Origin of the sequence: Plantibacter sp. ME-Dv--P-095, assembly GCF_030209365.1 — a bacterium.
GTDB lineage: Bacteria > Actinomycetota > Actinomycetes > Actinomycetales > Microbacteriaceae > Plantibacter.
In genome coordinates this window covers 262,232-279,765 of record NZ_JARVSB010000009.1, presented here as the reverse complement: position 1 = coordinate 279,765, position 17,534 = coordinate 262,232, and the positions used below count along the sequence as shown (strand labels likewise).

Below are 17,534 nucleotides of genomic sequence, written 5' to 3'. Positions count from 1 at the left end.
AGACGGTGCGGGGAATCGAACGAGGCCCGGGCGTGGAGCCGGTGGGCACGAGGGCCGACGGGAGACCGCGTCCCGGTGGGGGTCCCGGCAGTACGGATCCGATGCGCAGTCGGAGCTGGTCGCGCTCGCGGGTCTGGGTGGACCCGCGGTTCCTCGTCGGCGTGATGCTCGTCGTGGCGTCGATCGTCGGTGTGTGGTGGCTCGTGACGACCTCCAGTCGCACGGTGCCGGTCTACGCGGCGTCCGAGACGTTGACCCCGGGGACCCCGCTCGACCGCTCGTCCCTGCGCGTCATCGACACCCGGCTCGGCGCGGTCGAGGAGGGCTACCTGGGGGCGCAGGGGGCTCCGCCGGACGACGCCGTCGTCACCCGGACGATCGCGGCCGGGGAGCTCGTACCGCTCGCGGCCCTGGGTGAGGCGGACGCCGTGGGCGTGACCACCCTCGTGGTCGAACCGGCGGGCAGGCTCAGCGCCGACATCGTCCGGGGGACGGTGGTCGACCTCTGGGCTGCGGCACCCGAGGGCGACGGGTACGGGGTCCCCGAAGTGCTGGTATCGGCGGCGACCGTCGTCCGCGCGAGCGAGGACGAGGGGTTCCTGGCGAGGGGTGGCTCGGTCGCCCTCGAACTCGCGGTCCCCAGATCCGCGGTGGCGACGGTCCTGGCCGCCACCGCGGCGGCGCACCTGCTCTCGGTGGTCCCGACCGAACCCGGCGGCCACTGATGCTGCGGGTCGGCCTCGCCCTCGACCCGCGCGTCGAGGGCGAGATCCTCGCGACGATGCTCGATCTCGGACACCGGGTCGCGTGGCGCTGCCACGACGCGGCCGAACTCGAGGACCGTCTGGCGACGGGGTCGCCCGTCGACGTGCTCCTGGTCTCATCCGCCGCCGCTGGCCTCCGGGCGGAACTCATCGACACCGCCGACCGGGTCGGAACCCGAGTCGTGGCGCTCGCCTCGGGTGAAGCGGAGCGTCGCCACGCCACCGGGCTCGGGCTCGTGGACGTCGTGCTCCTGCCGGTGGATGCGGAGGAGCTCGAGCGGAGCATCGCTCCGATCGAGCTCGGTGACGCCGACCGTCGTGTGCCGGAACCGGCAGCGGGTCGGGTGATCGCCGTGTGGGGCTCGGCGGGTTCGCCGGGCACGACGACGGTGGCCGCCGGCATCGCGAGCGAGCTCGCGGCGCGCGGTCGACGCGTCCTGCTCGTCGATGCCGACACCTACGGCTCGTCCGTCGCGACCATGTTGGGGCTCCTCGACGAGGCACCCGGGTTCGCTGCCGCCTGTCGCCTGGCCGGCAGTGGTGCGCTCGACATCGAACAGCTCGAGCGCATCGCGGTGGTGCATCCGTCGCCGTCCGGTGCGTTCCGCGTGCTCACCGGCATCTCGCGTGCAGCGCGCTGGCCCGAGCTCTCGACCGAGCGCGTCGCGACGACCCTCGAGCGGTGCCGCGAGTGGATGGACGACGTCGTCGTCGACACGGCGTTCTGTCTGGAGGCGGACGAGGAGATCTCGAGCGACCTCTTCGCTCCGCGTCGGAACGGTGCGGCGTTCGCGGTGCTCGGGTCCGCCGACCGCGTGGTCGAGGTCGGGGCCGCGGACCCCGTCGGGATCACGCGACTCCTCCGCGGGCACGCGGAACTCGTCGAACTCGTCGATCCGACCAGGATCTCCGTCGTGGTGAACCGGCTGCGTAGCGTCGCGCTCGGCACCGGGCCGGCCGGTCAGCTGGCCTCGACGCTCTCCCGCTTCGGCGGGATCGAGGCGGCGGCACTCCTCCCCGAGGATCAGCGGGTGGTGGACGCCGCCGTCATCGCCGGGCAGTGCCTCCGCGACCAGGCGCCGCGTGGCGCGCTCCCCACAGCGCTGCGCCGCTTCGTCTCCGCAGAGCTGGAGGACCATCCGGCGACATCGCGAGGCCGCGACCGTGGCCGGGGTCGGCGGTCGCTCCGACGCACCCGCGGTCGCCGCCGTGCGATCGAGCGGACACGGCGCCGTGAATAGCGGGAGTGTCGCCCAATACATATCCAGGTGAACACCCGAATATGCAGCGCACCCCGATATATTCATCTGCATTGTTTCGGGAGTCGATTCCGTTATCCGTTGGGTGATGTATTCAATGGGTATCGCGCGGCAATTCGTAATCGTCTGCGACGGCTCGTTATGATTGGATAACCGTCGGATTCACCACGGATTGTTTCAGGAGGACCCCCATGGCTCAGAAAGTCACCACCACCTACATCGATGATCTCGACGGCAGTGAACTCGCCGCCGGCGCGGGCGAGACCGTGCGGTTCGCCATCGACGGAACCGAATACGAGATCGACCTCGGTTCCGACAATGCGAAGAACCTCCGCGAATCGCTGAAGCCCTTCATCGGCGCCGGACGTCCGGTCAAGCGTGGCCGTCGCACCTCGGGCACGAGCACGCGGAACAGTGCGGAGAACCTCGCGGCGATCCGCGAGTGGGCCGCGAAGAACGGGCACGCCGTCTCCTCTCGTGGACGCATCCCGCAGGCCGTCCAGGACGCCTACCGCGCCGCCAACTGACGTCCCGCACCTGACACGGCGCTCGCTCCACCCCCGTGGTCCCGGGCGCCGTCGTCGTCTGCCGAGCAGCCCGGCGCGGGCTCCGTCCCGGGAGTCGGCCCGCACTCGACGCGCGCCGCCCGAGCCTAGACTGGGACCGTGTCGACGCTCAGTGATCTCGTTCTCGCCCAGGGCCGCTCCAGTGCGGCCGACGTCGAGTGGCTGCATATGCTGCTCGCAGACAGCCAACTCCTCGCAGACCTCGCATTCGCGGATATCGTCATCTGGGTGCCGACGGATTCCGGGAGTTTCATCGCCGTCGCGCATTCCCGGCCGTCCAGTGCCGCCACCCTCTTCTATCGCGACTTCGTGGGTCAGTCGATCAAGCAGGAATGGCGCAAGCAGGTCACCGATTGTTTCGAGAGCGGACGGATCATCGAGTCGTCCGCACCCGATTGGTATGAGGAGACCCCGACCCGCGTGCGCGCGGTCCCGGTGGCACGTCGGATCTCACCGACCGAGAAGACGAACGCCGACGGACCGATCGCGGTCATCACCCGGCACACGAACCTCGGCGAAGCGCGCACCCCGAGCCGTCAGGAACTCACCTTCAACGACTGCGCGAGCGACCTGTTCGAGATGATCGCGGTCGGGGACTTCCCCGACCTCGGGGCGCCGACCGGACCCCGCCGGGGCGCTCCGCGCGCCAGCGACGGACTGATCCGACTCGACGTCGACGGGACGGTCACCTTCGCCAGCCCGAACGCACTCTCCGCGTTCAACCGCATCGGCTTCGCCGAGGAACTCGAGGGCGAGTCGCTCGCGGACGTCACCACGCACCTGCTCTCGGGCACGGGGACGGTCACCGTCGACGAGTCCCTCCCGCTCGTCGTGACCGGACGCGCTCCGTGGCGCACCGACATCGAGGACAAGGGCGTGACGGTGTCCCTCCGGGCGATCCCGTTGCGGAGCCGGGGCGAGCGCGTCGGCGCGATCGTCCTCTGCCGCGACGTCAGCGAACTGCGCCACCAGGAGCAGGAGCTCATCACCAAGGACGCGACCATCCGCGAGATCCACCACCGGGTCAAGAACAACCTGCAGACCGTCGCCTCACTCCTGCGCATCCAGGCGCGACGGACGCACTCCGAGGACGCGCACGACGCCCTCACCCAGGCCATGCGGCGTGTGGCGGCCATCGCGGTGGTCCACGACACGCTCTCCGAGGGGCTCAACCAGAACGTCGACTTCGACGAGGTCTTCGAACGGGTGCTGCTGCTCGTCGCCGAGGTCGCGAGCTCGCACAACACCACCGTCCGGCCCAAGTCCTCCGGCTCGTTCGGGGTGCTCCCGAGCGAGTACGCGACCCCGCTCGCGCTGGCCCTCACGGAGCTCGTCACCAACGCGGTCGAGCACGGCCTCAACGGGCGGGACGGCGACGTGGAGATCACCGCGGACCGCACCGACGAGTTGCTGAGCGTCCAGGTGCGCGACAACGGCGTCGGCCTGCCCGAGGGCAAGGTCGGCTCCGGGCTCGGAACGCAGATCGTCCGCACGCTCATCCAGGGGGAGCTCGGCGGGACCATCGACTGGCACACGCTGATGGGCAGCGGGACCGAGGTCACGATCGCGATCCCGATGCGCTGGGTCGCCAAGAGCTGAGATCGAACCGGAGGCGGCCGAACGGGGCCGCCGCCGCCCGGACATGCGAGAACCCCGGTGCCGTGATCGGCACCGGGGTTCTCGTGCAGGACTAGGAGGCGCGGCGGGCGCGAGCTGCGCGGCGCTTGAGCGCGCGACGCTCGTCTTCGCTGAGGCCGCCCCAGACACCCGAGTCCTGACCGGTCTCGAGCGCGTACTGGAGGCAGAGCTCGGTGACACTGCAGGTGGCGCACACGGCCTTCGCCTTGTCGATCTGATCGACCGCCGGACCGGTGTTCCCGACCGGAAAGAACAATTCCGGGTCGACGGTCAGGCAGGCAGCTTTATCGCGCCAATCCATAGGGGAGCTCCTTTTATTGCATGGTGAGATGTCTTCAACCGAGTGAGGGGTCTCGGGAAGGGAAAGCCGAAATGCGAGGGGGATGATCGTCCGGGAATCGGGATCTGTCCACACCCTCGTGGACCTCATGTCGGCCTCAAACATGGTTTCATATCGGTAAGAGCAAATCAATAGTCAAGTTTGGGTGAACCCTGTGAGTACCGACCGCAACACCGCTTCCGCTCCGAACCCTCAGGAACGCCGTCACCCCGCCGTGCTGGCCTTCGTGGCCCTCCTCGTGGTCGAGGCGTTGTTCATGATCGGGCTCTCGGCGTGGTTCCTGTTCGAGCTGGTCGCGGCGACACCGGCATCGTTCACGAGCGCGCTCGCGATCTTCGTCATCCTGCTCATCGCGACGGCGTTCGTCACCGCACTCGCGCTCGGGGCCGTGCGCGGTCGGAGCTGGATCCGCGGTGGCGCGGTCACGTGGCAGCTCGTGCAGATCGCCGTGGCGGTCGGCGCGTTCCAGGGGGTCTTCGCGCAACCCGCCATCGGATGGTGCCTGCTGGTGCCGTCGCTCGTCGTCCTCGGGCTCCTGTTCACGCCCGCGGTCGCCGCAGTGACCCGCCGCGAGCTCTGAGCGCGGCGGGCCACCGGTCGCCCGTCAGGCGTCGAGGCCGAGTGCCTTCCGGAGGCTCTTCACGTGTCCGGTGGCCTTCACGTTGTACCGGGCCAGGGAGATCTCGCCGGCCTCGTCGATCACGAACGTCGAGCGGAGGACGCCGGTGACGATGCGTCCGTAGGAGTTCTTCTCGCCGTAGGCGCCGTAGGCCCGGTGCACGGTCAGCTCGGGGTCGCTGAGGAGCGGGAACGTGAGCCCGTCCTCCTCCTGGAAGGCCTTGAGCTTCTCGACGGAGTCCTTCGAGACACCCAGGACCACGTACCCGGCACCGGCGAGCGACGCGAGGTTGTCGCGGAAGTCGCAGGCCTGCGTCGTGCAGCCGGGCGTCATGGCGGCGGGGTAGAAGTAGAGGATGACCCGTCGGCCGGCGAAGTCGGCGAGCGACACGGCCGAGCCGTCCTGGTCGGTGAGGGTGAACGTGGGAGCCGGGTCGCCGGCGGACAGACGGATGGGTTCTGGCATGTCCACCAGCCTACTCAGGAGTACTGGTCGGCCTTGATCGTCGCGAAGGTGCCGAGCAGCCGCTGGAGGGAGTCGAGGCGTGCCGGACCGTTCTCCCCGAGCCGCCCCTCGGCGACGGCCTCGATGATCGCGCAGTCCGGCGCGTCCGGCAGGTGGGTGCAGCCGCGCGGGCATTCGAGCGCGATCTCGGCGAGATCGGTGAAGGACTTCAGGATGTTCGCCGTGTCGACGTGCCCGAGGCCGAACGAACGGACGCCGGGGGTGTCGATGACCCATCCGGAACCGGTGGGGCTCTCGATCCGCAACGACACCGTCGATGAGGAGGTGTGGCGCCCTCGACCGGTCACGACGTTCACATGACCCGTGGCGCGTTCGGCCGTCGGGACGAGCGCGTTGACGAGGGTCGACTTGCCGACACCCGAGTGGCCGACGAACACCGTGTCGTGGCCGACGAGGGCCTCGGTGATCTCCGCGAGCGGGACGTCGTCCTCGCGGCTGCGGAACACGCGGAGCCCGAGCCCGGCGAAGTTCGCGAGGAACTCGTCGGGATCCTGCAGGTCGGTCTTCGTGATGCAGAGGATGGGGGTGATCCCGGCGTCGTAGGCTGCGACGAGGTAGCGGTCGACGAGGCGTGCCCGCGGCTCGGGGTTCGCCGCAGCGACGACGATGAGCATCTGGTCGGCGTTCGCGACGACGACGCGCTCCATGGCGTCGGTGTCGTCACCGCTCCGGCGGAGGAGCGTGGTCCGCGGCACGATCCGGACGATGCGGGACAGCGTGCCCTCGGCGCCCGAGGTGTCGCCGACGACGTCCACGCGGTCGCCGGTCACGATGGCCTGTTTCCGGAGTTCGCGGGCACGGGTGGACGTCAGCACGCGCTCGTCCGGTGTCCCCTCGTCGAGGAGGACGGTGTACCGCCCGCGGTCGACGGCGAGGACGCGCGCGGTCAGGGCGTCGAGATGTTCCGGCCGGGTCTTCGTCCTGGGGCGGTTCGCCTTCGGGTTCGGTCGCATCCGGATGCTCGACTCGTCGATCTCGAGTCGGTCGTCGTCATCGTCGGCGTCGTCGCTCCACCAGCTCATCGGCTCAGGCTCCGAGCATCGCGTGCCACAGCTCGGTGAACTGCGGGAGCGTCTTGGCGGTGGTGGCGATGTTCTCGATGGTGATGCCGGGCACGACGAGGCCGAGAATCGCGCCGGTGGTCGCCATGCGGTGGTCGTGGTAACTCGACCACTCGCCACCGTGGAGCGGGCGGGGGTCGATGCGGAGGCCGTCGGGCAGTTCCGTGACGGCTCCACCGAGCTTGTTGATCTCGGTCGCGAGGGCCGCGAGGCGGTCGGTCTCGTGATGACGGATGTGCCCGATGCCCGTGATCGTGGAAGGACCGTCGGCCAGTGCCGCGAGGGCGGTGAGGGCCGGTGCGAGCTCGCCGCCGGTGGTGAGATCGAGGTCGACCGCGGTGATGCGCTCGCCACCGGTCACGGTCAGGCGGTCGCCCACGAGGGTGACGGTCGCTCCGAAGCGGGGGAGCAACTCGGCCAGGTCGGCGCCGACCTGCGTGGTGGACGCCGGCCAGCCGCGCAGGGTCACGCTGCCGCCCGTGACGAGCGCCGCGGCGAGGAACGGAGCGGCGTTGGAGAGGTCGGGCTCGAGGTCGACGTCGCGTCCGGCGATCGTCCCCGGCGCCACCACCCATTCGCCGACGGCGGGCTGCTCGACGGTGACCCCGCGTGCCGCGAGGGCGGCGATGGTCATCTCGATGTGGGGGAGGCTCGGCAGGCGTTCACCCTCGTGGACGAGGTGGAGCCCCTGTTCGAAGCGCGGAGCGGCGAGGAGCAGGCCCGACACGAACTGGCTCGACGACGAGGCATCGATCGTGAGCTTCCCGCCGGCGATCGATCCGGTGCCGTGCACGGTGAAGGGGAGCGCCTTCCGTCCGTCGTCGCTGATGTCGACGCCGAGCGCCTGCAGGGAGGTGATCATCGTGGACATCGGCCGGTTCCTGGCTGAGGGGTCGGCGTCGAACACGGTCGGGCCCAGCGCGAGTGCGGCGATGGGCGGGACGAACCGCATCACGGTGCCGGCGAGACCGCACTCAACGGTCGTGCTCCCGAACAGCTCACCGGGGGTGACGAGCCAGTCGGCGCCGAACGCGCCCGTCGCCGGGCGCTCGACGATCGTCGTGCCGAGGGCTCGGAGCGCCTCGACCATGTTGGAGCTGTCCATCGAGTGGAGCGGAGCACGCAGCAGCGAGGGGCCGTCGGCCAGCGCGGCCAGGACGAGCTCCCGGTTCGTGAGCGATTTGGACCCCGGGAGCGACACGGACGCGTCGACCGGGCCACCCGCGACGGGTGCCGGCCAGGCTGCGTCGTCGTGCTCGGGTTCGGCATCGCCGTACACGTCGAAATCTGGTGCGGAATACGGATTGGTCAACATTGGTTCCAACAGTAGTCGGGGTCACGAGCAGAAGGAGGAACGGATGTCCACAGCGGTATTGGAACGACCGGTGGCCGAGGCCGATCACGGCCGTCTGGCGCTGGCCGTAGACTGGCCGGTGATGACCTCCGTCGACCCAGAAGCCCTTCCGGCCGAGCCGGACCCCCGATCACTGTTCGAAGCACAGGCACTGCCGTTCATCGATCAGCTGTACGGCGCTGCCATGCGCATGACGAAGAACCCGTCGGATGCTCAGGACCTGGTCCAGGAGACGTTCGTCAAGGCCTTCGCCGCGTTCGCGCAGTTCGAACAGGGCACCAACCTGAAGGCGTGGCTCTACCGCATCCTCACGAACACGTACATCAACACGTATCGGAAGAAGCAGCGCGAGCCGTATCAGGGCACCATCGACGACCTCGAGGACTGGCAGTTGGGTGGTGCCGAGTCGATCAGCGCCACCTCGAGCCGATCCGCCGAGGCCGAAGCGATCGATCACCTGCCCGACAGCGACGTCAAGGACGCGCTGCAGGCCATCCCGGAGGACTTCCGACTCGCGGTGTACCTCGCCGACGTGGAGGGGTTCGCCTACCAGGAGATCGCCGACATCATGAAGACCCCCATCGGGACCGTGATGAGTCGTCTGCACCGTGGCCGACGACTCCTTCGCGACCTGTTGGCCGACTACGCCGAATCACGCGGCTTCAGCGTGACGAAGCAGGGGAGCAAGAAATGAGCGACTGCGGCTGCGACAAAGCCAAGAAGGACCTCGAGGAGTACCTCCGTCACGAGGTGTGCAAGACCGAGGCCGCGGACATCCGTGAGCATCTCGCGAGCTGTCCCGAGTGTCAGAACGAGGCGCTGGTCGCCCAGACGCTGACGGAGGCCGTGCAGCGCGCCTGCAAGGAGACGGCCCCCGAGGACCTCAAGAACCAGGTGCTGGCCTCCCTGCGGGCCACCCAGGCCGCGCACGAGAGCGCCTGACCACGGTCGCCGCGGTTCACCCCGCGCCGTCGAGGCGGGACTCCTCGACATCGAGCATGCGTTGTGCCCTCGCGAGCACCTCTGAGGGGTAACTCCCGGTCGCGCGCGCGTCCAGGAGGGCGTCGCGTTCGGCGTCGAGCACCCGTCGCCTGAGCTGGCGGTACTGCTCGTGCGGCCCGACGCCGGCGTCCGTCCGCTCCGCGGCCGACTCCACACGGATGAGACTGGTCGTGCGCACCCGGTCGACGACGGCGGGGTCGAACGGCTCGCCATCGTCGGTCCGGAGCTGCGGGTCGTCGAGGGCGGCGACGCCGACCGTCGAGATCTCCTCGACGAGGCCGGCCAGCTCCGCCGTCGCCGCTTCCTGGTCCGTGCCGCCCACGCGGCTCAGTCGGATGACGAGCGGCAGCGAGCCGCCCTGCAGGAGCAGGGTGACGATCGCGACGGTGAAGGCGATGAGCACCAACTCGGCGCGGTACGGGGTCTCGAGCGGCAGCGACTGCGCGGCCGCGATCGTGACGACGCCGCGCATCCCCGCCCAGGCGAGGACCGCTCCTCCCCGCCAGCCGAGGCCTTCGCGTTGGAGGAAGTCGAGGTCGGCGCTCCGGCGGGCGATCGACCGCGTGAAGGCGGCCTTCCGTCTGGCGGACCGGGGGTTCTCCGAGGGGTGGTCCTCCAGCCGTGCCGAGAACTCGTCGAGTTTCGGTCGCCGCGACAGCGCCTCGCGTTCGTCCCGACGCAACGACCAGACGAGGCCGCCGACGAAGACGATCCGCACGACGATGAGCGTGCATGCGGTCAGGAGTCCGAGGCCGATCGACGGCCAGATGCCGAGGTCGTCCTGTTCGACCTGCGAGACGATGGCCTCGAGTTCGAGTCCCATGAGGAGGAACACGCCGTTCTCGAGGAGGAACTGGGTGGTCCGCCAGTTGATCCGCTCGCTGATGCGGTCTTGAGCGGTGAAGTACTTCGCGCTCTGGTGACCGGTGTAGAGCCCGGCGACCACGACGGAGAGCACCCCGGAGGCGTGGAAGTGCTCGGCCGGGAGGTAGGCGATGAACGGCACCGCGAACGAGACGACCGTCGTCAGCACGGGGTCCCCGAGCCGCGATCGGATGCGGACGGTCACGAACCCCACGACGATCCCGATCGCGATGGCCAACGCGACGGCGTAGGCGAAGTCGCCGATCACGCCCCAGAGCGAGACGGATCCGGCGGTCGCCGCGATCGCGGAGCGGAGGAGCACGAGCGCTGACGCATCGTTCACGAGGCTCTCGCCCTCGAGCACGCTGACGAGGCGTGGCGGCATGCCGAGCCGCTTCCCGATCGAGGTCGCGGCGACGGCGTCCGTCGGACTGACGACCGCACCGAGGGCGATGCCGGCGGCCAGGCTGAGATCGGGCAGGATCGTCGAGAGGATGAGGCCGATCAGCACGGACGAGACCACGACGAGGACGACCGACAGCCCCGAGATCGCCTTCAGGTTGCGACGGAAGTCCACGAGCGGGACGTTGACCGCCGCCGAGTACAGCAGCGGGGGCAGCACGCCGGCGAGGATCCACTCCGGCTTGACCTCGACGTCCGGCACGAACGGCAGATAGCTGAGCGCCAGCCCGACGAGGACGAGGATGAGCGGGGCTGCCACGCGCAGCTTGGTCGCGAAGCGGGCCACCGCGACGATGGTCACCACCGCGACGACGGCGAGGAATGCGAAGTCCATGGCGTCAGCCTATTGGCGCACGCTCACCGACCGCCCACGGATCGCTGTCGTCCCGCTGACGACGAAGGCCGCCCGTCGAAACGGGCGGCCTTCGTCGTGAGCTGTCGCGTCAGAGCGTGAGCGCGGTGCGCAGCAGCTCGGCCTGCTCAGCGGCGTGACGCTTCGCGGAACCGGTCGCGGGCGACGCGGACGCGGTCCGCGACACGTTGCGCACCGTCCGGCCCTCGAGGTGCTTGGCGGCTTCGAGACAGATGAACGGCCACGCACCCTGGTTCTCGGGTTCGTCCTGCACCCAGACGAGCTCGGCGTCCGGGTACTGGGCGACGACCGCGTTCAGCTCCGCCGCGGGGACCGGGTAGAACTGCTCGACGCGGACGAGGGCGATCTCCTCGTTCGGCTGCTTCTGCAGTTCGCTCAGCAGGTCGTAGTGGATCTTGCCGGAGTGCAGCAGCACCCGCTTGACCGCCGCCTTGTCGGTGATCCTGGCGTCGTCGATGACCGGCTCGAAGCGACCCGAGGTGAAGTCCGCCACCGGACTGGTCGCACCGCGCAGTCGCAGCATCGCCTTCGGGGTGAAGACGACGAGCGGGCGGCGCGGGCGTGCGTACGCCTGACGGCGCAGCAGGTGGAAGTACGACGCCGGGGTCGACGGGCGAGCGACGGTCATGTTGTCCTCGGCGCAGAGCTGGAGGAACCGCTCGATCCGTGCGGACGAGTGGTCGGGCCCCTGTCCCTCGTAGCCGTGGGGGAGGAGGAGCGTGACACTCGACCGCTGCGACCACTTCTGCTCCGCGGAGGAGATGAACTCGTCGATGATGGTCTGCGCGCCGTTGGTGAAGTCACCGAACTGCGCCTCCCACAGCACGAGCGCGTCGGCCCGCTCGACCGAGTAGCCGTACTCGAAGCCCATGACCGCGTACTCGCTGAGGAGCGAGTCGTAGATCCAGAACCGTGCCTGGTTGTCGCTGAGGTTCGCGAGCGGCAGCCACTCCTGGCCGTTGACCCGGTCGTGGAGGACGGCGTGACGCTGCACGAAGGTGCCGCGTCGGGAGTCCTGACCGGACATGCGCACCGGCGTGCCCTCGATGAGGACGGACCCGAGGGCCAGCAGCTCGCCGAAGCCCCAGTCGATGTTGCCGTTGCGGCTCATGTCGAGGCGCTTCTCGAGCAGCTGCTGCACCTTCGGGTGCACCGTGAAGCCGGCCGGCTTGTTGTTGAACGCGTCGCCGATCAGCTGGACGACGCCCTCGGAGACCCCGGTCGTCTCGAGCTCGCCGGAGTAGCCGTCCTCGTCGAGGACCTCCGTCGGGACCGGCGTCGGCGAGGTCTGCTCGGCGTGCGTCTCCATGAAGGCGCGCTCGAGGCGGTCCTGGAAGTCGCGGTGAGCGGCCTCGTACTCCTCCTCGGTGATGTCGCCACGACCGACGAGCGCCTCGGTGTACAGCTTCCGGACCGAGCGCTTCGCCTCGATGAGGCTGTACATGAGCGGCTGCGTCATCGACGGGTCGTCGCCCTCGTTGTGGCCGCGTCGGCGGTAGCACACGAGGTCGATGACGACGTCGCGCTTGAACTCCTGGCGGTACTCGAAGGCGAGCTCCGCGACCCGGACGACGGCCTCGGGGTCGTCGCCGTTCACGTGGAAGATCGGTGCCTGGATGGTCTTCGCGACGTCGGTGTTGTAGATCGAGGAACGGCCCTCGCCGGGAGGCGTCGTGAAGCCGACCTGGTTGTTGATGACGACGTGGACCGTTCCACCCGTGCGGTAGCCGCGGAGCTGGGACAGCTGCATCGTCTCGAGGACGACGCCCTGACCGGCCATCGCCGCGTCGCCGTGGATGAGGATCGGAAGGGTGCCGAACGCGCCGATCGGCCCGCGGTCCTGCTTCGCGCGGACGATGCCCTCGAGCACGCCGTTCACGGCCTCGAGGTGCGAGGGGTTCGCTGCCAGGTAGACCGGGATCTCGCGGCCGTCCTCGGCCTTGAACGTGCCCTCGGTGCCGAGGTGGTACTTCACGTCGCCGGAACCGTGGCTCGCCGGGTCCTGCGTGCCCTCGAACTCGCGGAAGATCTGGCCGTACGTCTTGCCGGCGATGTTCGTGAGGACGTTGAGGCGGCCGCGGTGGGCCATGCCGATGGCGACCTCGTCGAGCTGGGCCTGGGAGGCACCCTGGAGGATGGTGTCGAGGAGGGCGATGGTCGACTCGCCGCCCTCGAGGCTGAAGCGCTTCTGGCCGACGTACTTCGTCTGCAGGAAGGTCTCGAAGGCCTCGGCCTCGTTGAGCTTCCCGAGGATGCGCATCTGCTCGTCGTGCGTGGGCTTCTCGTACTTGCGCTCGACCTTGCTCTGGATCCACTTGCGCTGCGCGGGGTCCTGGATGTGCATGTACTCGATGCCCGTGGTGCGGCAGTAGGAGTCGCGCAGGACACCGAGGATGTCGCGCAGCTTGGCCGTGCGGGCCGAGCCGAAGGCGCCCGTCACGAACTCGCGGTCGAGGTCCCAGAACGTGAGTCCGTGGGTCTCGATCTCGAGGTCGGGGTGGGAGCGCTGCACGTACTCGAGCGGGTCGATGTCGGCCATGAGGTGGCCGCGGACGCGGAACGCGTTGATGAGCTCCTGGACGCGCGCGGTCTTGTCGACGGCGTCGGCGAGGTCGACGCTGATGTCGGGCGACCAGTGGATCGGGTCGTACGGGATGCGCAGGGCCGCGAAGATGTCCTGGTAGAAGCTGCGGCTGCCGATGAGCAACTCGTGCACGACCTTGAGGAACTCACCCGAGCCGGCACCCTGGATGACGCGGTGGTCGTAGGTGCTCGTGAGGGTGATCGTCTTGCCGATCGCGAGCTCGTTGAGCGTGCGCTCGGAGGCGCCCTGGAACTCGGCCGGGTACTCGAGTGCGCCGGCGCCGATGATGCAGCCCTGGCCCTTCATGAGGCGGGGGACCGAGTGGACCGTCCCGATGCCGCCCGGGTTCGTGAGCGAGATCGTGACGCCCTGGAAGTCGGCCCCGGTCAGCTTGCCCTTGCGGGCGCGGGTGACGAGGTCCTCGTAGGCGGACAGGTACTCGTTGAACGTGAGGGTGTCGGCACGCTTGATGCCCGGCACCATGAGGGCGCGCGAGCCGTCGGGCTTCGGCAGGTCGATGGCGATGCCGAGGTTGATGTGCGCGGGCGCGACGACCGTCGGCTTGCCGTCGGCCTCCTCGTAGTAGACGTTCTGGCTCGGGAAGTCCTTCAACGCCTGGATGAGCGCCCACCCGATGAGGTGGGTGAAGCTGACCTTGCCGCCTCTGGCGCGCTTCAGGTGGTTGTTGATGACGATGCGGTTGTCGATCATCAGCTTCGCGGGGATGGTGCGCACGCTCGTCGCGGTCGGGACCGTGAGGCTCGCGTCCATGTTCGTGGCGAGCGACTTGGCCATGCCCTTCAGGACCGTGACCTTGTCGACGTCCTCGGGAGCGGGCTCGGTCTGGTCGCTCTTCGGCTGCTGGACCTGGTTCGGGCTCGTCATGGGGGCGTCGGCCGGGATCGGGGCCGGCTTCGCCTGCACCGAGGTGGTGCGGGCCACCGGCTGTGCGCCGATGACCTGGATCGGAGCCGTCGGCGGGTTGACGCGGTTGGCGGCGTCCTCGGCGGAGGCCGTCGGAGCGGTGGCGCTCGCACCGCCGGCAGCCGCACCGGCACCGGCCTGCTCACCCGTCGTTCCCTGGGCGGCACCGTTCACCGGTCGGTAGTGCTCGAGGATCGGCCACCAGGAGCGGTCCACGGAATCCTTGTCGACGAGGTACTGCTCGTACATCTCGTCGACGAGCCACTCATTGGCTCCGAATTCGTTCGTTGCGCCGTCATCGGCGCCCACTCCGGTCATCTGGCTCGACACCGTCGATCGCCCACTCTCTCCGTTGAATTCTTGCTGTTTGCGGGCAGGGAACATGCCCGCACGATCCAGTCATCAAGCCTAAACCCATTCCGCCGTCGGCGCGGCTCGGACGCCGCTCGGGATACGGTGTTCTCATGCGGTTCATCGGTGAGATTCCCAGCCACGACCTGACCTACTCGGACGTCTTCCTCGTCCCCAGCCGCTCGGGGATCACGAGCCGGCTCGACGTCGACCTGGCTCCGGACGACGGCACCGGCGCCACGATCCCCATCGTCTCGGCCAACATGAACTCCGTCACCGGCCCGCGTCTGGCGGCGGCACTCGCCCGCCGCGGCGGGCTCGGCGTCCTGCCCCAGGACATGCCGCTCCAAGACCTCGATGCGGCGATCCGCTGGGTCAAGGCACAGCCCGTCGCGTTCGACACCCCACTGATCATGCGCGACGACCAGACGGCCGCCGAGGCCCTGCGGCTCATCCCCGCGGTCGCCGGCCACGGCATCGTGCTCCACGACGAGCACGACGCGTTCGCCGGCTGCATCCCGGCCGCCCGACTCGCCACGGCGCTGCCCGACGCGCGGCTCGGCGACCTCGCACGGGGTCCGCTGGCCTCGATCGACGCCGACGACGTCACCGGCGGTCGAGCCGCCTTCGACCTCATGGTGGCGGCGGACGTCGAGTTCGCGCCGGTGCTGCACCACGGCGCGGTCGTCGGCACGTTGAGCCGCACCAGCGCGCTCCGGTCGACCATCTACACCCCGGCGCTCGACGCGTCCGGCCGTCTCCGGGTCGCCGCGGCCGTCGGCATCAACGGCGACGTCGCGGCGAAGGCGAAGGCGCTCGCCGCAGCCGGCGTCGACGTCCTCGTGATCGACACCGCGCACGGCCACCAGGAGGGCATGCTCCGGGCCATCGCCGCCGTCCGGGCGCTCGACCTCGGCCTCCCGATCGTCGCGGGCAACGTCGTCTCGTCCCTCGCCGTGCAGGACCTCGTCGACGCCGGTGCCGACATCCTCAAGGTCGGCGTCGGCCCCGGCGCGATGTGTACGACGCGCATGATGACCGCCGTCGGGCGTCCGCAGTTCTCCGCCGTCCTCGAGACGGCCGCCGCAGCACGCGCGCTCGGCGCCACGGTCTGGGCCGACGGCGGTGTCCGCTACCCGCGCGACGTCGCGCTCGCGCTCGCCGCCGGTGCGAGTTCCGTGATGATCGGGTCCTGGTTCGCCGGCACGATCGAGGCCCCGGGCGAACTCCAGCGCGCCGCCGACGGATCGATCTACAAGGAGAGCTGGGGGATGGCGTCGACGAAGGCCGTGCACGAGCGCTTCGGCCGGCTCGACCCGTTCGAGCTGGCCCGCAAGACCCTCTTCGCCGAGGGCATCTCCTCCTCGCGCATCACGATCGACCCGCTGCGGCCGTCCGTGGAGGACCTCCTCGACATGATCACCGCGGGCGTCCGCTCCTCGTTCACGTACGCGGGTGCCGACACGGTCCCCGGCTTCCACGAGCGCGCGATCGTCGGCGTGCAGTCGGCGGCGGGGTACGAAGAGGGCAAGGCGCTGCCGGTCTCCTGGTGAGCAACGTGGCGGGCGCACGACCAGGTGCGACGGCCACGGACGCGATGGGATGATGGACGCATGGTGGTGGACAAGCACGAGCACGGGTTCGGCGTCGGCATGCAGGTGTTGGTGCTCGTCGACCCGGAGACGGATCCGTCGACCGGGGCACGCGTGTCCGGCGTCATCGTCGCGCCGGGCCGACAGCGCGCGGCGGCCTTCATCTCGGTGTGGACCGACCGGTTGACGACGTGGATCGTCGAGTTCGACGAGCCCTTCGTCGCCCCGGACGGCAGCGGCCCGCACGAGTCCGCCGAGGTCCGCGAGACCTACCTGATCCCGGCGCCGTTCACCGAGGAGTCCGCACCCGTCACCGTGTGACGGAGATCCTCGTCAGGCGAGCGAGCGGTCCATGATCGCCGAGGAGAGCGCCTCGACCGGGCCAGAGGCGGCCAGGGGGTTGGCGAGCAGCGTGAAGTCGACGCCCCCGAGGGGCGGCAGCTCGAGTCGGTTGCTCAGCATCACGAGGTCGCTCGGGATGAGGCTGCGGGGGAAGACCGCGACGCCGAGGCCGGCGCGGACGGCGGCGAGCACCCCGTTGACCTCGCGGGTGCTGCAGGTGATGCGCCAGGTGCGCCCGGCCGCTTCGAGCGCGTCGATCGCGAGCTGCCGCGACAGGCTCGGGTCCTGGTAGGCGATGAGGGGGATCGGCTGGCCGGGCTCGATGGCCGTCTTCTCGAGGCCGACCCAGACCATCGAGTCGGTCCGGACGAGCTTCCCCTCGTTCTGACCGGGGTGCATCTTGATGAAGATGAGGTCGAGCGCGCCCGCCTTCAACCGGCGGTAGAGCGGCCCGCTCTGGTTGACGGTCAGTTCGAGGTTGAGCTGCGGGTGGCCCTGCCGGAAGTGACGCAGGATCCGGGGGAGCTGGGTCATCGCCAGATCGTCGGCCGCCCCGAAGCGGAGGCGACCGCTCATCGCGGAACCGGTGAAGTAGCTCTCGGCCGCGGCGTGGGCGGCCAGGATGGTCCGCGCGAACCCGGCCATCGCATCGCCGTTGTCGGTCAGACGGACGGCCCTCGTGTCGCGGACCACGAGCCAGCGCCCCGCGGCCTCCTCGAGGCGGCGGATCTGCTGGCTGACCGTCGGCTGGCTCAACCCGAGCTGCGCGGCCGCCCTGGTGAAGTTCCGCGTCTCGGCGACGGCCAGGAAAGTGCGGAGGAGCGCCGGGTCGAACATGGGTCACCGATCATTCGGGAATCGAATAGGACTGATAGGGACCATCCTGCTCGGAAATGGTGGGCTCGGCAATAGCG

At 69.5% G+C, this 17,534-nt stretch carries 16 protein-coding genes; 9 read left to right on the top strand and 7 right to left on the bottom strand.

The window, feature by feature from the left end:
* Positions 1-101: 101 nt before the first annotated feature.
* From QRN26_RS13455 to QRN26_RS13440, 4 genes are all read left to right on the top strand, one after another.
* Entirely contained in the window at positions 102-725 is a 624-nt protein-coding gene (locus tag QRN26_RS13455; protein ID WP_056012638.1) for a CpaB family protein, read from the top strand.
* Positions 725-2,005 (top strand): CpaE/TadZ family protein, encoded by a 1,281-nt coding sequence (locus tag QRN26_RS13450; protein WP_285037188.1) that lies wholly within the window; start codon positions 725-727, stop codon positions 2,003-2,005. Before QRN26_RS13455 ends, QRN26_RS13450 begins: the two co-directional genes overlap by 1 nt.
* Before the next feature lie 209 nt (positions 2,006-2,214).
* Entirely contained in the window at positions 2,215-2,550 is a 336-nt protein-coding gene (locus QRN26_RS13445) for a histone-like nucleoid-structuring protein Lsr2 (protein ID WP_056012632.1), read from the top strand.
* A 138-nt stretch (positions 2,551-2,688) separates the two neighbouring features.
* A complete protein-coding gene (locus tag QRN26_RS13440) occupies positions 2,689-4,188 on the top strand; it encodes a sensor histidine kinase (RefSeq protein ID WP_056012629.1) in 1,500 nt (499 codons plus the stop codon).
* Between the two features lie 91 nt (positions 4,189-4,279).
* Here QRN26_RS13440 and QRN26_RS13435 read toward each other — a convergent pair whose 3' ends face one another.
* Positions 4,280-4,528, bottom strand: coding sequence for a WhiB family transcriptional regulator (locus QRN26_RS13435; RefSeq protein ID WP_056012627.1), 249 nt, complete (start codon positions 4,526-4,528; stop codon positions 4,280-4,282).
* Between the two features lie 193 nt (positions 4,529-4,721).
* Here QRN26_RS13435 and QRN26_RS13430 point away from each other — a divergent pair, with 193 nt between their 5' ends.
* A complete protein-coding gene (locus QRN26_RS13430; RefSeq protein WP_157580023.1) occupies positions 4,722-5,147 on the top strand; it encodes a hypothetical protein in 426 nt (141 codons plus the stop codon).
* Positions 5,148-5,171: 24 nt separating this feature from the next.
* Here QRN26_RS13430 and bcp read toward each other — a convergent pair whose 3' ends face one another.
* The 3 genes from bcp to aroA are packed head-to-tail and all read right to left on the bottom strand — an operon-like array spanning position 5,172 to position 8,087.
* Positions 5,172-5,651, bottom strand: coding sequence for a thioredoxin-dependent thiol peroxidase (gene bcp, locus QRN26_RS13425; RefSeq protein ID WP_056013423.1), 480 nt, complete (start codon positions 5,649-5,651; stop codon positions 5,172-5,174).
* Between the two features lie 14 nt (positions 5,652-5,665).
* Positions 5,666-6,733 carry a ribosome small subunit-dependent GTPase A gene (gene rsgA / locus QRN26_RS13420; protein WP_056012622.1) on the bottom strand — a complete coding sequence of 356 codons (1,068 nt, stop codon included), beginning with the start codon at positions 6,731-6,733 and terminating at the stop codon, positions 5,666-5,668.
* 4 nt (positions 6,734-6,737) lie between these two features.
* Positions 6,738-8,087: a 3-phosphoshikimate 1-carboxyvinyltransferase gene (gene aroA / locus QRN26_RS13415; RefSeq protein ID WP_285037187.1), complete on the bottom strand. Its 1,350-nt coding sequence runs from the start codon at positions 8,085-8,087 to the stop codon at positions 6,738-6,740.
* Positions 8,088-8,130: 43 nt separating this feature from the next.
* Here aroA and QRN26_RS13410 point away from each other — a divergent pair, with 43 nt between their 5' ends.
* Together QRN26_RS13410 and QRN26_RS13405 are read left to right on the top strand one after the other, a co-directional pair.
* The gene (locus QRN26_RS13410; protein WP_502927537.1) at positions 8,131-8,820 is read left to right on the top strand and encodes a sigma-70 family RNA polymerase sigma factor; all 690 of its coding nucleotides are present in this window, start codon (positions 8,131-8,133) and stop codon (positions 8,818-8,820) included.
* Positions 8,817-9,068, top strand: a complete 252-nt coding sequence (locus QRN26_RS13405; protein ID WP_056012616.1) for a zf-HC2 domain-containing protein — start codon at positions 8,817-8,819, stop codon at positions 9,066-9,068. Before QRN26_RS13410 ends, QRN26_RS13405 begins: the two co-directional genes overlap by 4 nt.
* A 16-nt stretch (positions 9,069-9,084) precedes the next feature.
* Here the strand turns inward: QRN26_RS13405 and QRN26_RS13400 are convergent, their stop codons facing one another.
* Entirely contained in the window at positions 9,085-10,788 is a 1,704-nt protein-coding gene (locus QRN26_RS13400) for a cation:proton antiporter (protein WP_285037186.1), read from the bottom strand.
* Positions 10,789-10,897: 109 nt separating this feature from the next.
* Complete coding sequence (locus QRN26_RS13395) at positions 10,898-14,665, bottom strand: multifunctional oxoglutarate decarboxylase/oxoglutarate dehydrogenase thiamine pyrophosphate-binding subunit/dihydrolipoyllysine-residue succinyltransferase subunit (protein ID WP_285037185.1); 3,768 nt, start codon at positions 14,663-14,665, stop codon at positions 10,898-10,900.
* A 134-nt stretch (positions 14,666-14,799) separates the two neighbouring features.
* Between QRN26_RS13395 and guaB1 the strand changes: the two genes are divergently transcribed.
* Positions 14,800-16,239 (top strand): GMP reductase, encoded by a 1,440-nt coding sequence (gene guaB1, locus QRN26_RS13390; protein ID WP_056012609.1) that lies wholly within the window; start codon positions 14,800-14,802, stop codon positions 16,237-16,239.
* Positions 16,240-16,299: 60 nt separating this feature from the next.
* Positions 16,300-16,599 (top strand): hypothetical protein, encoded by a 300-nt coding sequence (locus tag QRN26_RS13385; RefSeq protein ID WP_056781729.1) that lies wholly within the window; start codon positions 16,300-16,302, stop codon positions 16,597-16,599.
* A gap of 12 nt (positions 16,600-16,611) precedes the next feature.
* Here QRN26_RS13385 and QRN26_RS13380 read toward each other — a convergent pair whose 3' ends face one another.
* Positions 16,612-17,457, bottom strand: a complete 846-nt coding sequence (locus tag QRN26_RS13380) for a LysR substrate-binding domain-containing protein (RefSeq protein ID WP_056012604.1) — start codon at positions 17,455-17,457, stop codon at positions 16,612-16,614.
* Between the last annotated feature and the right edge of the window lie 77 nt (positions 17,458-17,534).

Coding starts and splice junctions, on each gene's coding strand:
- QRN26_RS13455 (WP_056012638.1), top strand. CDS start 102: ATGCGCAGTCGGAGCTGGTCGCGCTCGCGGGTCTGGGTGGACCCGCGG.
- QRN26_RS13450 (WP_285037188.1), top strand. CDS start 725: ATGCTGCGGGTCGGCCTCGCCCTCGACCCGCGCGTCGAGGGCGAGATC.
- QRN26_RS13445 (WP_056012632.1), top strand. CDS start 2,215: ATGGCTCAGAAAGTCACCACCACCTACATCGATGATCTCGACGGCAGT.
- QRN26_RS13435 (WP_056012627.1), bottom strand. CDS start 4,528: ATGGATTGGCGCGATAAAGCTGCCTGCCTGACCGTCGACCCGGAATTG.
- bcp (WP_056013423.1), bottom strand. CDS start 5,651: ATGCCAGAACCCATCCGTCTGTCCGCCGGCGACCCGGCTCCCACGTTC.
- rsgA (WP_056012622.1), bottom strand. CDS start 6,733: ATGAGCTGGTGGAGCGACGACGCCGACGATGACGACGACCGACTCGAG.
- aroA (WP_285037187.1), bottom strand. CDS start 8,087: ATGTTGACCAATCCGTATTCCGCACCAGATTTCGACGTGTACGGCGAT.
- QRN26_RS13410 (WP_502927537.1), top strand. CDS start 8,131: ATGTCCACAGCGGTATTGGAACGACCGGTGGCCGAGGCCGATCACGGC.
- QRN26_RS13405 (WP_056012616.1), top strand. CDS start 8,817: ATGAGCGACTGCGGCTGCGACAAAGCCAAGAAGGACCTCGAGGAGTAC.
- QRN26_RS13400 (WP_285037186.1), bottom strand. CDS start 10,788: ATGGACTTCGCATTCCTCGCCGTCGTCGCGGTGGTGACCATCGTCGCG.
- guaB1 (WP_056012609.1), top strand. CDS start 14,800: ATGCGGTTCATCGGTGAGATTCCCAGCCACGACCTGACCTACTCGGAC.
- QRN26_RS13385 (WP_056781729.1), top strand. CDS start 16,300: ATGGTGGTGGACAAGCACGAGCACGGGTTCGGCGTCGGCATGCAGGTG.
- QRN26_RS13380 (WP_056012604.1), bottom strand. CDS start 17,457: ATGTTCGACCCGGCGCTCCTCCGCACTTTCCTGGCCGTCGCCGAGACG.